At 63.4% G+C, this 15,098-nt stretch carries 7 protein-coding genes; 3 read left to right on the forward strand and 4 right to left on the reverse strand.

Annotated features, from left to right (window positions below):
• Positions 1-140 precede the first annotated feature (140 nt).
• Complete coding sequence (locus PLANPX_RS03325; RefSeq protein ID WP_152097351.1) at positions 141-2,075, reverse strand: potassium transporter Kup; 1,935 nt, start codon at positions 2,073-2,075, stop codon at positions 141-143.
• A gap of 144 nt (positions 2,076-2,219) precedes the next feature.
• On the opposite strand from PLANPX_RS03325, the gene PLANPX_RS03330 reads away from it, so the two are divergent.
• On the forward strand, positions 2,220-3,788 hold the full coding sequence (locus tag PLANPX_RS03330; protein ID WP_152097352.1) for a transglutaminase-like domain-containing protein: 1,569 nt from the start codon (positions 2,220-2,222) through the stop codon (positions 3,786-3,788).
• A 172-nt stretch (positions 3,789-3,960) separates the two neighbouring features.
• Here PLANPX_RS03330 and PLANPX_RS03335 read toward each other — a convergent pair whose 3' ends face one another.
• The gene (locus PLANPX_RS03335) at positions 3,961-5,358 is read right to left on the reverse strand and encodes an L-serine ammonia-lyase (RefSeq protein WP_152097353.1); all 1,398 of its coding nucleotides are present in this window, start codon (positions 5,356-5,358) and stop codon (positions 3,961-3,963) included.
• A 782-nt stretch (positions 5,359-6,140) separates the two neighbouring features.
• Here PLANPX_RS03335 and PLANPX_RS03340 point away from each other — a divergent pair.
• Positions 6,141-7,442: a xylose operon transcription regulator XylR gene (locus PLANPX_RS03340; protein ID WP_172991833.1), complete on the forward strand. Its 1,302-nt coding sequence runs from the start codon at positions 6,141-6,143 to the stop codon at positions 7,440-7,442.
• Positions 7,443-7,658: 216 nt separating this feature from the next.
• Here the strand turns inward: PLANPX_RS03340 and PLANPX_RS03345 are convergent, their stop codons facing one another.
• Complete coding sequence (locus PLANPX_RS03345) at positions 7,659-10,553, reverse strand: serine hydrolase (RefSeq protein WP_420844071.1); 2,895 nt, start codon at positions 10,551-10,553, stop codon at positions 7,659-7,661.
• A 213-nt stretch (positions 10,554-10,766) separates the two neighbouring features.
• Here PLANPX_RS03345 and PLANPX_RS03350 point away from each other — a divergent pair, with 213 nt between their 5' ends.
• Positions 10,767-13,172 (forward strand): serine hydrolase, encoded by a 2,406-nt coding sequence (locus tag PLANPX_RS03350; protein ID WP_152097355.1) that lies wholly within the window; start codon positions 10,767-10,769, stop codon positions 13,170-13,172.
• Positions 13,173-13,219: 47 nt separating this feature from the next.
• On the opposite strand, the gene PLANPX_RS03355 is transcribed toward PLANPX_RS03350, so the two are convergent.
• On the reverse strand, positions 13,220-14,932 hold the full coding sequence (locus tag PLANPX_RS03355; protein ID WP_152097356.1) for an esterase/lipase family protein: 1,713 nt from the start codon (positions 14,930-14,932) through the stop codon (positions 13,220-13,222).
• Between the last annotated feature and the right edge of the window lie 166 nt (positions 14,933-15,098).

Below are 15,098 nucleotides of genomic sequence, written 5' to 3' on the forward strand. Positions count from 1 at the left end.
GCGGTACAATGCGCACGTCGCACATGCGATTCTAGCCCCTGGCTCCGCCAGGGGGTGGCAGCACGCCAGGTTACGCCGATCAGCATGGCGACCGACCCCCTGGCGGAGTCAGGGGCTAGAAATTCGGCGTTACGCCAGAGCTACAACTCCACCTGCGCTCCGATTTCCACCACCTGCTCCGGCGGCAAGTGAAAGAACAGCGTCGCCGGCTGCGCGTTCCGCGAGAGGAACGAAAACAGACTTTCGCGCCACATATACATCCCCGACCGCGGCGTCGCCAGCAGCGTTTCGCGGCCGAGGTAGTAGCTCACCTTTTTCAAGTCGAACCCCGCGCCCAGGCACTCCAGCTTCGTAAGGTCAGCCGGCACGTCGGGCTCTTCCATGAAGCCGTACCGCAGCGTCGCGCGGTAAAAACCTTCGCCGATCTCTTCGGTCTCCAGCCGCTGCTCATCCGGCACGTGCGGCGCCTCGGCCGTTTGCACGCCGAGGATGATGCTGCGGTCGTGCAGCACATGGTTGTGGGCGACGTTCTGCCGCAGCGCGAGCGGGGTCCCCATCGGATTGCCTGACATGAACACCGCCACCCCCGGCACGCGGATCGGCGGGTTCACCATGATCTCGGCGACGAACAACTCGGTCGACAGCATCGACGCCCGCAGTCGCTCGGCGAGCAGCCGCCGGCCATCTTGCCACGTGCTCATCAGCACGTAAATCGCCGCTGCAATCACGAGCGGGAACCAACCGCCGTGGAAGATCTTTAGCAAGTTGGCGCCGAAGAATGACAGGTCGATCCCCAGAAAGAATCCGGCGAAAAGCACCGCCACCCACGTCGGCCATTTCCAGTGGTGATGAATCAGCACGTAGAACAGCAGCGTCGTCACCACCATCGTGATGGTGATCGCAATGCCGTACGCCGCGGCGAGGTTGCTCGACGATTGGAAGCCGAGCACCAACGCAATCGCCGCGATCATCAGCGATCGATTCACCGCTGGAATGTAAATCTGCCCCTTCTGGTCGGACGAGGTGTGCTCGATCCGCAGCCGCGGACAGTAGCCAAGCTGGATCGCCTGCAGCGTCAGCGAGAACGAACCGGTGATCACGGCCTGCGACGCCATCACGGCGGCCAGCGTGGCGATCACCACCATCGGGTAGAGAGCCCAGTCGGGCGCCATTTCGAACAGTGGATGAATGGCCGCTTCGGGGTGTCGCAGCAGCAGCGATCCCTGGCCGAAGTAGTTCAGCAGCAGCGACGGGAACACCACGGCGAACCACGACGCCCGAATCGGCAGCACGCCGAAGTGGCCGATGTCGGCGTAGAGCGCTTCGCCGCCGGTGACGACGAGGAACACGGTGCCGAGAATCAGAAAACCCGTGACGCCGTTCTCAACGAAGAAATGGAATGCGTATAGCGGGTTGATCGCCGACAGCACGCTTGGCATTTCGAGGATGTGCCACACGCCGAGCGCCGCCAGCAGCAAAAACCAGAACAGCATGAACGGGCCGAACAGCGCGCCGACCTTCGCGGTGCCGCGCGACTGCAAGCGGAACAAGCCCAGCAGAATGACGACGGCGATGATCTCGACGAACCACGTCTGAAAAATATCTTCCGACGCCAGTCGCAACCCCTCGACCGCGCTGAGCACCGAGATCGCCGGCGTGATCATGCCGTCGGCGTAGAGAAACGCGGCGCCGAACAGACCGAGCACGACGACCCACGTCCGCCGCGAGATGCCGCGACCCGCGGGAGCAAGCAGCGCCATCAGCGCGAGGATGCCTCCCTCGCCGTGATTGTCGGCGCGCAGGATGAAGACGAGGTATTTCACCGCGATCACGAGCGTCAGCGCCCAGAAGATCAGCGATAGCACGCCGAGGACGTTCGTCTCGTTCACCGCGAGCGCGTGGCTGCCGTGGAAGCACTCACGCACCGAGTAAAGCGGGCTCGTGCCAATGTCGCCGTAAACCACCCCGAGAGCGGCCAGGGCGAGAAGTTTCCAACGACGGGGATCGGCCGAATCGTGCCCCCCGTGAACCGGCGACGCCGGTTCTCCCCCGGAGGCTTCAACAGCAGATGGCATAAAGGTTTTGCGAAGGATGCGTGCGGCCAACCGTGGCGGCAGGAAAATAGAAGCTCCCAATCGTAGCAGACGACTATCCCCGCCGCCTCTCCCTATTTACCCTGAAAGTCGACTTGGCGGCGTCCACGCATAGGGGTTGCATTGATGAAATCGTTCCGTTCGTTGGTTTACTTCGCCGCAGCCGCGGCCCTCTTGCTGGCCGCCCGGCCCGTTTTTGCCGAAACCAAGGCCCAACTCCAAGCGGCGCGGGAACTTATCGCCCAAGGCGAGTTCCGCGAGGCTGAAAAACTGCTCAAGCCAGCCGTCGATCCGCAACTCCCCGCGACTTCCGAAGCGGCGGTGATTTTGGAGGTCCTCGACCGCACCCGCGCCGACTTCCCGCATGACGAAGCAGAGATCACCAAGCAGGTGCGTGAATCAATTCCGGACGTGAAGGAAACCGAGATCGAAGAGTGGCGCGACGCCGGCAAGCTTCACTCGAAGCAAATCGACGGCGAGCATAAGTACTTCCGCAACGCCGCGGCCAACCTCTTCCGCGTGAGCGAGGAGGCCCGCAAGCGCCGCGAAAAGACGCCGGCTGCTGAAAAGCGGTTCGACCTCGACGGCCTCATCGCCGAGTTGAACACGATCGCCAAGACGGCCGATACGCCAGCGATTTACCCGGTGAAGCATCACGTCGTTTACACGCTGACGCTGAAGGAAGGGAACAAGCGGTTGAAGCCGGGCGCCACCGTACGGGCGTGGTTGCCGTTTCCGCAGGCGTATCGCATTCAGCAGACGGACGTGAAGCTAATCAAGCCGGTGATTGAAGTCGCTGGCGATGAAATGGGAATGGGCCGTCCGATGGGACAGCTTCAGCAAGTTACCACCGATTCGGGAGAGCAGTCCGTGGAACTCTCTCCCGCGAGCGCGCCGCAACGCACCATCTACTTCGAGCAAGTCGTCGACGACAAGGGAACGCCGCCTAAGTTCGTCGCGGAGTTTGAATTCACCACCGCTGCGTATGTCCCGACGCTCAAGCCGGAGATGGTGAAGCCGTACGACGAAGAGAGCGACGTCTTCACCGAGTTCACCGCGCAGCGACTGCCGCACATCGCCTTCACGCCTGAAGTGAAGAAGCTGGTGAAAGAGATTGTCGGCGACGAGAAGAATTCGCTGAAGAAGGCGCAACTGATCTTCAACTGGGTCTCCGAAAACCTGCCGTGGGTTTCCGAGATGGAATACAGCACGATCCCCAGCCTGTCGAAGAAAGGCATCGCCGCCCGCTGCGGCGACTGCGGCGTGCAAAACACGACGTTCGTCACGCTCTGCCGTGCGGCTGGCATTCCGGCCCGTTGGCAATCGGGCTTCGGCACGAAGCCAGGCGAAGAGGGGATGCACGACTGGGCGGAAATCTACATCGAACCGTGGGGCTGGCTCCCCGCCGACGCCTCGTACGGCGCCCGCAAGAGCGACGATCCCGCCGTACGCGATTTCTTCTGCGGCCATATGGACCCGTACCGGTTGATCGTCAATCTCGACTACGGCCGCACGCTCCACCCCGCGAAGACGAGCTTCCGCAGCGAGCCGATCGACTTCCAACGGGGCGAAGTCGAAGTCGACGGGCACAACCTCTACTTCAACGACTGGGAATGGGACCTCGACTGCAAGTCGGAGCCGCTGGAGAAGGCGGCGGATAAAAAGGAAGCCGAGAAGGGCGAAGAAGAAGAGTAGGCCACGAGATGAAATAGAATTCGCTTCTGGTCCCCTCCCCTTGAGGGGGAGGGTTAGGGAGGGGTGACTGGAGCGTGTACCAGGGCTCTTCCCCCCTCCCCAGCCCTCCCCTCCAGGGGGAGGGAGCCACAGCTTTCAAATAGCGAGCGCAAAAGGTTCCCGACCCCTTCGCTCAGCACTCCGTCACCGCGACCGCCAACCCGCCGCGGGACGTCTCCTTATACTTCGTGAGCATGTCGCGGCCCGTCTCGCGCATCGTACGGATCACGCGATCGAGCGAAACGCGATGCTCGCCGTCGCTGCCGAGCGCCATCCGCGACGCGTTGATCGCCTTCACCGCCCCCATCGCGCACCGCTCGATGCACGGCACTTGCACCAGTCCGCCGATCGGATCACAGGTGAGGCCCAAGTTGTGCTCCATGCCAATCTCGGCCGCCATTTCGACCTGACGCGGCGTGCCGCCAAGCACCTCGGTGAGCGCCCCGCCCGCCATTGAGCACGCGACGCCGACCTCGCCCTGACAACCTACCTCGGCTCCGGAGATCGAGGCGTTGAGTTTGTACAGAATGCCGATCGCCCCCGCAGTGAGCAGAAACTTAACCACTCCCGCGTCGTCGGCGTCGGGCGTGTGGCGCCGATAGTAGTGGAGCACCGCGGGAATGATTCCCGCCGCGCCGTTCGTCGGCGCGGTAACCACTCGACCGCCGGCCGCATTTTCTTCGCTGGTGGCGAGCGCGTAGAGATTCACCCAATCGAGCGCTGCGAGCGTGTCGTGATCGCCGTTGTTTGCGGCTGCCGCTGCACGTTGCTTCGCCGCAAGCCGCCGATACAGTTCCGGCGCTCGCCGCTTCACTTTGAGGCCGCCCGGCAGCGTCCCCTCTTCGCGGCAGCCCCGCTCGACGCACGCTTGCATCACGCGCCAAATCCGCAGCAGCCGCTCCTCGATCTCCGCACGGCTCCGCCACCGCTCTTCGTTCGCGAGCGTCATCGCGCTGATCGACAACCCTGTCTCCGCCGCCATCGAGAGTAAATCGTCGCCACAGTGGTACGGGTACGGCAACCGCGTCTCGTCGCCGCTCACCACGTCGCGAGCCGCATCCTGTTCGTCGACAACGAACCCGCCGCCGATTGAATAGCAGACGTAGCGGTCGAGCATCTCGCCGGCAGCGTCGTACGCAGTGAACTCCATCCCATTGGGGTGATAGGGCAAGCTCTCGTTTCGCAAGAAGAGCAAGTCACGCGGCTCGTCGAACCGAATCCGCCGTCCACCCGGCAGCGTCATCTCGCCATCGCTGCGAATCGATTCGACAATTCGATCGACCTGATCAGGGTCGACTCCCTCCGGGGTTTCGCCGACGAGGCCGAGCAAGATTGCCTTGTCGGTGCCATGCCCTTTGCCCGTGAGCGCGAGCGACGCGTAGAGCTTCACTTCGATCCGCTCGCACTTTTCCAGCAGGTGCGCGTGCCGCAGCCGCTCGAGAAATCGCCCCGCCGCGCGCATCGGTCCAATCGCATGCGAACTCGAAGGTCCGATGCCGATCGTGAACAGATCCAAAACGCTGAGGGCCATGGTTGGTATCGCGGAAGAGCGGTGCGTAAGCGGCTGACAAGGAATTATACGCCGCTGCCAGCCGGTCGTTGGTCGATCGTTGGCGGCTGGCCGATCGATCTTCGACGCACCACGCGGGACGCTACGCCAAGCCCCGGAAGGGGCGGCATGTTGTAGCCAGGAGGCGCCAGCCCCTGGTTGCGAGCATCTCGCATAGTTGAAGCCCCGGAAGGGGCGGTACTGTTCTCCGAAGTTGAGGAGAGCGATGCCGCCCCTCGCGGGGCTTGAATGTCACACACCGACCGCCTACCAGGGGCTCGCGCCCCTGGCTACATCACCCGGCCCCTCCGCGCCAATGCGGGCGCTAACTTACGACGTTCGCCAACGTATTGGCTAAGCTTTCCCACAGCTCGCGGCCCGGTCCGCACGGGTAGGCTCAGTCAGAGGTATATCACCATGCGCAACGATGCGTCGATATTACGCACACCCCGTGACGCCGCACGATCCAACGATGTAGTCACAACCACGCCGCGACCACGGCGCCGCCGCTCCCCCCGCAGCGCTCCACTCCGAGAAAAGCAGGCTATTCTGCGCGGTTATCCAAGATCACTGCGAACAGCATGCCAGCGTCGCGAGCGACCCGAACGCTGCGCCTCTCGCTAGCGCCGCGATTTTGCTCGCACTGCGCCGCGACGCCAGTCATGCTACACTGCTCCCAGTGAAGTGATCCGAGTCGACGCGCGGCACGCCGACGACTTGCCGTGAGGCGGCCCATGAATCTCCCTCCGAAGCACTCGCCCGCCATGATTGACGAGACTCGCTCGCTCCCCAGCGTCGATCCCGCGACGCCTCCCGCCGTTGCCGCCGTACCCCGGCCACTTGATGTCGCCGTGCTCGTCGAGTTCGACGACATGTGGGGCCGCAACGTCCTCGAAGCGATTTCCTGCTACGCCCGCGACGCCGGTTGGCGGCTCCTCGTATCGCCCCGCGACGAGCAACGCCGCCTTCGCATTCCCGCGAAGTGGCGCGGCGACGGCGTCATCGTCATGCTTCGCGAACGTTCGCTGCAAGAGCACATCCGCAAGCTCGACCTGCCGACTGTCGACGTCGGCGCCACCTTCCTCAACGATACCGCTTGCGGCCGCATCGCCACCGACGACGTCGACCGCGCTCGGATGGCTTTCGAGCATTTTCGCAGCCGGCAGCTCGTCCATTTCGCGTACTTCTCCCCCGCCGACGATCGTTACCCGCAGCAGCGTGGCGAGGAGTTCCGTCGCGTCGTCGAGGATGAGCGGTTCAGCTGCTCCGTCTATTCGCCGGACCCGTCGGTCGACGCCAACGATTACGACGCCATCGGCGACTGGATCGCCGGCCTGCCAAAGCCGGTCGGCATTTTCGCTCCCGATCCGTTTCCCGCACGGCAACTCGTCGAAGCGTGCCATGCCCGCAAGATCGACATCCCGAGCGAAGTCGCCGTCCTTTCCGGCGACGAGGACGAACTGCTCTGCAGCATGGTCCTGCCAGAAATCACGAGCATCGAGCTGGCGACGCATCGCATCGGGTTCGAAGCGTGCCAGATGCTCGCCTCAATCATCGACGGCGGCGCCATCCCGGAAAAGCCGCTGCTGATTCCGCCGCTGCGGGTCTGCGCCCGCCGTTCGACGGAAGCATTTGCCGTCGACGACCCCGCGCTGGCCGCGGTGGTGAAGATGATTTGGGAGAAGGCGAGCGCCGGCATTCAGGTCCGCGATCTCGTTCGCGCGTCGTCGATGTCGCGGCGAGCGCTCGAGCTGCGCTTCCGCCGCGCCTTGGGCCGCACGCCGGCCGAAGAAATCCGCCGCGTTCGACTGGAGATCGCCCGCCAGCTAATCGTCACCACGTCGATGAGCGTCGGCCGCATCGCGCTGGCCACCGGCTTCTCCAGCGGGCCGTACCTGACGCACGCCTTCCGTCGGCAGTTCCGCGTGACGCCGAGTGCGCTCCGTGTGGGACTGAAGTTCGTCTCGGCGTTGCCGTCGCGAACGAAGACGCCGCTCCGCCGGCCCGAAGCGCCGGCTGTGCCTGAAGCTGCGAACCGCCTACCCCGCACGGTGCCGACGAAGTAACGGGCGACGAATCGGCAGCCACCCGACGGCTTTTCAAGAGAAATCTTGTGGCTCCCTCCCCCTTGAGGGGAGGGCTGGGGAGGGGGTGGAACCCTGGTACCCACCGCCGTCACCCCTCCCTAACCCTCCCCCTCAAGGGGAGGGGACCTCAGAGTTTCAACTTCTCCATGCTTCACGCAGCTAGCTATTGAATAAGCTTCAGTAAAGGTCAGCAACCTACTCCCCCGCTCCCGCCGCCGGCTCCAACTTCCCCTCGAAGTAATCCACCGCGGGCCACTCCTCCACCGTATCAATCGCCCGCATCAACTCCGCACTCGCGGCTTCAGCGACGCGATCGGTCGTCGGCGTTTGCCGACCATTAAACAGCACGGCAAAGTTCCGCCCATCGGCCCGGCGAACCATCTTCGTGTTTGTGCCGTCGAGCGAACCCCCATGCCCCACCGAGGCCATCTTGCCATCCTTGTCGCACTCGACGCGCCAGCCGGCCGAGTAGAACCCCGGCAAGTCCTTTCCTTCCTTGTCATGCCCCGCGAGTCCCGGCGGCCGCGCGAACATCGTCTCGATCGTCTGTTCCTCCAGCAGCGGGCACTCGCTCGCGTCGTCGAACGCGGAGGAGAACTTCACCAGGTCGACTGCCGATGCAATCCAAGCCCCGTGCGAATCCATCGCCTCCAAATCCCACGCGCCGTACGCCACTGGTACGATCTTCTTCTCGTCGCCGCTGAAGAGCGACTGCCCGCGATACGGGGCGTAGTACCGCACCTCGCCATCCTTACGCCCCTCGAGCAGCGTCGCCCCGATCGCCATCCGATCGACCTTCACCGGCGCGAGCACATGTTCCTTCACATAGTCGTCGTACTTCTGCCCCGTGATCTTCTCGATGACGCGGCCGAGTAAACAGTAGCCGTAGTTCGAGTAAGCAAACCGTTCACCCGGTTCAAAGTCGAGCGGCGTCCCCAGCATGCAGCGGATGATTGCCGTGTGGCTCGCCGGCGTCTTCTCGCCGACCGCCTTCGCAAACTTCGCCGACTGAAACATCCCGTCAAACGACTTGTCGCGATCCCACCCGCCGCGATGCTGCAGGCAGTGTCGAATCGTGATGTCGCGCTGCCGCTTGTCGAACTCGACCCCCTCCGCGAGGTACGGTTCGTACTCGTTGAGAATGTCGTACACCTTCGCATCGAGGTCGAGCTTCCCCTGCTCGACGAGTTGCATGACCGCCGTCGCGGTGAGCGGCTTCGAAATGCTCGCGATGCGGAACAAGCTCTCCGGTTCCACCGCTTCGCGCTTCGCCACGTCGGCGTAGCCGTAGCCACGGGCGTACACCAGCCGGCCGCCATCGGTGATCGCCACCGCCGCTCCCGGCACCGGGTGCCGTTCCATGAACCGCCGCATCACGCGGTCGATTGATTCCAACCCCGGCCCCACCTTGCCGGTCGCCACCGCATGCGGAGCCCGTGACCGCTGGTAACCCGGACCGCGCAACACGCGCCCCGGCCGCTTGTCGGTGAGCTCACCGTTCTTCAACACCGTCGTGCCGTTCACCAGCACATGCTTCATCCCGGTCGACAGCTTTCGCGGCTCGGCCGGCGTCGAGTGATCTTGAATCTCCGCCGCATCGAACAGCACGAGGTCCGCCGCCAACCCTTCGGCAATCCGCCCGCGGTCGTACGCCATCACTTCGTTCGCCGCGACGGCGCTCGCCTGCGACACCGCCTGTTCCAATGAAATCACGCCCAGATCGCGCACGTATCGCGACAGCACGCGCGGGAACGCTCCCGCCGCCCGCGGATGCGAAACGCTTCGCGATTCCCCCGCCGGACCGACGTCGGTGCAGTACGAAATAAAATCTTCTTGCATCGCCGCGATGATGTTCGCATCGCTCATCGTCTGCGGCAACGCGAACGACTGCGCCTGCACCAGATCAAAGAACGTATCCCACGGATCTTGCTTCATCTCTTTCGCAATCGCCGCGACGCTCTCACCCCCCAACCGCGCGTACTTCGCATCCGCACAATTGCCGATGAGGACGCGATTCCAATCTTTCCCCACATGCCGATACCAATTTTCCCACTCGCCCTCCCCTTCCATCTCCGCACGAATCTCGGCCCGCAGTTCCGGCTTATCGAGTTGCGACAACAACTGCTCGCGTCCCTTCGCAAAGTGCCGCGGATGAATGAACGCCTCAAGCCCCAGCCCATTCATTTGGTAGGGGTACACGTCTGCCGCGATCTGCATCCCCGCCGCACGGGCCGCTTTGATCCGCGCGATTGCCAGCGGCATTTTCCCCCAGTTCGCGCGGCCCGCCGCCTTCAAATGGTAGATGTGCACCGGCGTTCCCGCCGTCTCGCCGACGTCGATCGCTTCGTCGATCGCCTCCAGCAGTCGTGCCCCCTCGTTCCGCATGTGCGTGTAGTAACGGCCGCCATACTGGCCCGCCACCTTCGCGAGCGCCGCAATCTCTTTGGTCGTTGCGTAAACTGCCGGCGGATAGATGAGAGCCGTCGAAACGCCGATCGCTCCCGCTTCCATCGCCTCGCGGACCATCGCTTCCATCTGCGCGAGTTCCTCGTCGCTCGGCCGACGATCTTCCTCGCCGATGACGATCGTCCGAATCTGCGTCAGCCCCACCGTTTGCACAACGTTCAGCGGCAGCCCTTTCTGTTCGAGCGCGAGAAAATATTCGGCCATCGTCTGCCAACCTATCTCGGCCGCTTCCCTGTCGCCCAGCGGCGCCGCCGAATCTCCCTCGCCAGCGTTGATCGTCGTGATTCCCTGCGTCAGCAAGTTGAGCGAGGTCTTCGGATCGTCGAACATCGGGTTCGCCGTCTGCCCCATCATGTCGATGAAGCCCGGCGCCACGACGAGCCCGGTCGCGTCGATCGTCTCGCGGCCCTTGGCGCCCTCAAGCCGCCCAATCGCCGCGATCCGCCCGTCGCGCACGCCAACGTCGGCCCGATACCACGGCGCTCCGGTGCCATCGACGACGCGCCCGCCGGTGATCAACACGTCGAAGTGCTGCGTCGGTTCATCGCCCTGCCCCATCGAGATCCCCAGCAACAACGCCATCGGCAACACGCACAACGTCTTTACGGAACTTGGCAATATCACGAGTTAATCCCCCAGCGCATTCGCAACTGACAACGGACCACTGACAACTGACGACCGCCCGATTGTCGCACGAATTCCCTCGTCGCGGCGCACTGTGCGCAAAATCGAACCCGCGATGCGTACCGCAGGTGCGTTGGCCCTCGACGGCATTCGAGGCATAATGTCTCGCACGGCGGCGTCATTGCGCAGAAGTCATCACAGGAGGTCCCCCGCGTGAGCATCATCCGAACCCCCCGCGCCGCCATGCTGCTCGCGTGTACGATCCTCGCCACTCTCGGCGCGCACCAGAATCAAGTGCTCCACGCCGCCGACGCGCCTGCCCCGCAAGCGGACGTCGCCCCCGGCTACGAAGCGATCGCGGAAAAAATCGCCGCCTTCGTCGCCGCTGAACAAGCGTCAAAGAACCTCCCCGCCGTCTCGATCGCCATCGTTTCCGGCGACCAAATCGTTTACGCCGCCGGCTTCGGCGAGCAGCACGCCGCCGACGGCTCCCGCGCCGATCGCCACACGATCTACCGCGTCGGATCGGTGTCGAAACTCTTCAACGACGTTGCCGTGATGCAACTCGTCGAGCAGGGCAAGATCGACCTCGACGCCCCCGTCTCGAAGTATCTCCCCGACTTCAAACCGGAAAACCGCTTCGACAAGGAGCCGACTGTCCGTCAGTTGATGAACCACCAGTCGGGCCTCATCCGCGAGTCGCCCGTCGGCAACTATTTTGACGCCAACCAGCCGTCGATCGCCGAGACCGTCGCGTCGCTCAACGACACAGCCCTCGTCGACGAACCCGGCGCGAAAACCAAGTACTCAAACACCGCCGTCTCCGCCGCCGGCCTCATCGTCGAGCGCCTCGTCGGCAAACCATTCGCTGAGCATTTGCAAGCAACGCTGCTCGAACCGCTCGGCATGGAATCGAGCTCCTTCCTCCGCGCCGACGTTCCCGCGGAACAAATCCCCGACGCCTGGATGTGGGCGCCCCACTTCCCGCACGACCCGCCGCGAGCCCGCTTCGCGGCGCCGACCTTCGACCTCGGCACGCTCCCCGCCGGCAACCTCTACGCCAGCGTCGACGATCTCGCCAATTTCCTCATCGCCCTGTTCGACGGTGGCAAATTCCACGGCCAGCAGATCATCTCCCCCGCCACGCTCGCCGCGATGCTCAAACCGGTCGGCGCCGGCAAAGAAGCAAAACCGCTCTACGGCGTCGGCTTCCGCGTCGACCAGTTCGACGGCCACCCCACCTTTGGCCACAATGGCGCTGTCTACGGTTACTCGACGAACCTCATCGGCCTGCCGGAAGAAAAGATCGGCGTCGCCACGGTCTGCGCGCTCGACGGCAGTGGCGGCTTCGTTCACCGGCTTACCGAGTATGCGTTGCGGCTGATGCTCGCGCAGCGCGCAGGGAAGCCACTGCCTGCGATCGACCTCACGACGCCGTTACCCGCCGGACAGGCCCGCGCGCTCGCCGGCCTCTACCAGAATGGCGACCGCACGCTCCGCCTGCTCGCCGACGGCAACCAGCTGTTGTTGAGCCACGACTATCTTCTCAGCGAAGTCCGCGCCCTCGGCGAGCGGCTCATCGTCGACGATCCACACACTTATGGCCCCGAGATCACACCTGCCGACGACGGCCAATCGATCGCGATCGCCGGCGAAACGTGGACGCGGCTCCCTGACGCGAAGCCCGCCCCCTGCCCTGCCAAGTGGGAAGGCTTCCTCGGCGAATACGGCGAAGATCACAACATCCTCTATATCTACGAAGACCGCGGCCAACTCTGGGCGCTCATCGAGTGGTTCTACAACTACCCGCTCACCGAAGTTTCGGAGAATGTCTTCGCCTTCCCGAACGCCGGCCTCTACCCGGCCGAGCAAATCGTCTTCAAACGCGACGCCAACGGCGCCGCGACCGAAGCGGTTGCCGCCGACGTGACGTTCAAACGCCGCAACTTCGGGGACTTCCCCGGCGGCGTCTTCCAGATTCGCCCCCTCCGTCCAATGGAAGTGCTGCGGACCGAAGCCCTCGCCGCAACGCCGCCGAAAGAGGCCCGCCCATTCCGCAAGCCCGACCTCGCCGAGCCGAGCAAGCTCGACCCGACGATCAAGCTCGACGTCCGCTACGCCACCGACCGCAACTTCACCGGCGTGCCCGTGTACGAGTCGGCCCAATCGTTCCTGCAACGCCCCGCCGCCGAAGCGACCGTCCGCGCCCACCAAGTCCTCAAAGAAAAAGGCTACGGTTTGCTGATCCACGACGGCTACCGCCCGTGGTACGTCACGAAGATGTTTTGGGACTCGGTTCCCGACAACTTCCATGGCTTCGTCGCCGATCCCGAAAAGGGCTCCCGCCACAACCGGGGCTGCGCGGTCGATCTCACGCTCTACGACCTGAAGACGGGCGAGCCAATCGAAATGGTCGGCGTCTACGACGAGATGTCGCCGCGATCGTTCCCGCTCTACCCCGGCGGCACGTCGCTCCAACGCTACCACCGCGAGCTGCTGCGCGAAGCGATGGAAGCTCAAAACTTCACGGTGAACCCGATCGAATGGTGGCACTTCGACTACAACGATTGGCAGCAATACCCGATCGTCAACAAACGCTTCGAAGACCTCTCAAAGTAACTTCCCCAGCGAGCCCCCCGGTTCATCCGGGGGGCCCCGTCGCCCCGTCACCGATGCGGTCGCGCCGTGAATCGCAACGTCCCCTTTACTCCCGGCGTCCTCTCGGTCGTATCAATCGGAATCGAAAACTGCACCATCTCTCCGGCCGTCGTCAACGCGGCCGTTTGATCGGGCACGCCAATTTCCTTCTCCGTCTTTGCGGAGCCCCACTTCACGCTCCACTCGCTGCGCGGCGGCGTCGCAGCCGCGTCGGGAGGAGTCGCCGTGAAGTGATATGCTTCCGACAACAAGTCGCCCCCTTCAAAGTGTTGGTCGAGCCAGAGCCTTTTCTCAACCACGTACTCCGGCACCTTAATGGCCAACGTCATGCCGAATCCCAAGCTGGGGTCGTGCTCCTTGATGCGCGACTTGCTCCGCAAGTAAAGCGAGAAGAGGTGCTGAATTCGCTTCTCCTTGTCATTATTCCCGACGAGCTCGTCGTACTCGCGGAACGAAGCCGACCCGTCGCTCACGGCACGGCGATGAAATTCCACCCCCATGCCGCGAATCGTGACCGTACATTCCGTATTGTACGACGCTCTCACCTTTTGCCCGGCGGCCTTCTCCGCGGCAAGCGGCGCCGGCAGCGTCACCGCGTCGAGTTCAAGTTGGCAGTCGACGCGCACGTCGCCGAATAGAAACCGCGCGAGATTCTGGTAGCCTTCTTCGCTGTTGACGATGCCGAACGGCCCCGAATGACTGCGGTGCACGAACGCCCGCGGGCACTGCTGGGCATCGGCCGCCGCCGTCGCCTGGCTGTGAAGCGTCGCGTTGCCGATCCGCACCAGCCCGTCGCTCATCGGCCCGACCAAGCGTTGCGACCAACCATACAGCACCGCGTAGTCTTGATGGTTCGTGCCCACAAGCGTGAAGAACCGCTCCGCCGGAAACTTGCCCAGCAAGTTACCGATCTGCCCTCCGTCGACGCTCCACTTGGGAAGCGCGAGATACTCCGCCATTCGCCGCCGATTGAAATTGTCGGCGTCGCCTGCCGTGAAGAACGACGGCACATTCCCCAGAATCTCGAGCTCGATGCCGTTGTGCGGCGTTGCGTAAGTAAAAACCTTGTCGACGCACGATTTCGCCGTGATGAATTTCTTCTCCCACGCGGCCGTGTATCGTTTGCGGACGTCGGTTCCGCCCGTTCCGACGAATTGCAAGAAGCTGCGGATGATCAACCCGCCCATCGAGTGCCCAACGAGGTGCACCTTGAAATCCGCCTTCAACTCGGCAGGCACGTGCGGCGACGCTTCGTAGCGTTTGCGGAGTCGCAGAATCAACTTCCCCAAGCCAGCGGCAAAGTCTTCAATGTCGCGTCGCTTGCCGACGACCTCGTTCTCCTCGCGCGAACGTTTCGGCTTGATCCCCGCCAGACCGTCGTCTTCGTCGTCGCTTAATTCGTCGTAGAACTGCCCGTCGTAATAGCGATAGATGACGATCGGGCGCGCCGGCAGCGGCCGATCAAGCGGCATGTAAACGCCGTCGGTGTAAACGTCGCTGTAGCCGAAATCTTTACCAAGTCGCACGAGCGGCGACTCAAAGTAATGCCGCCGCACCACCCCTTGGTGATTTTGCCGGTACTTGGTCGCTCCCAAGTTGAATCCCATGTAAGGATCGGCGACCGTCTCTTCGATCTCATTCTCCGTCCCGGCGAAACCGCGGACGTAGATGATCGGTCGCAGCCGCAAATCGACGCCAGATTCCTCGCTCGCAACAGGCATGACAACTCCTCGCCGGTGCTGGCAACTGGTTCAACTCGCCTCGTTCGTGGCCTTTGTCGCTGACCCTAGAAAAAGCGATTCGAAGCGACCGTCTTGTGGTTAAGGCCACAAAGAAAATAGTAGATATGCAAAAATAAGCAATGGTTAGCCGACAAATCCCCGCCGT

The organism is Lacipirellula parvula (assembly GCF_009177095.1).
Taxonomy (GTDB): Bacteria; Planctomycetota; Planctomycetia; order Pirellulales; family Lacipirellulaceae; genus Lacipirellula; species Lacipirellula parvula.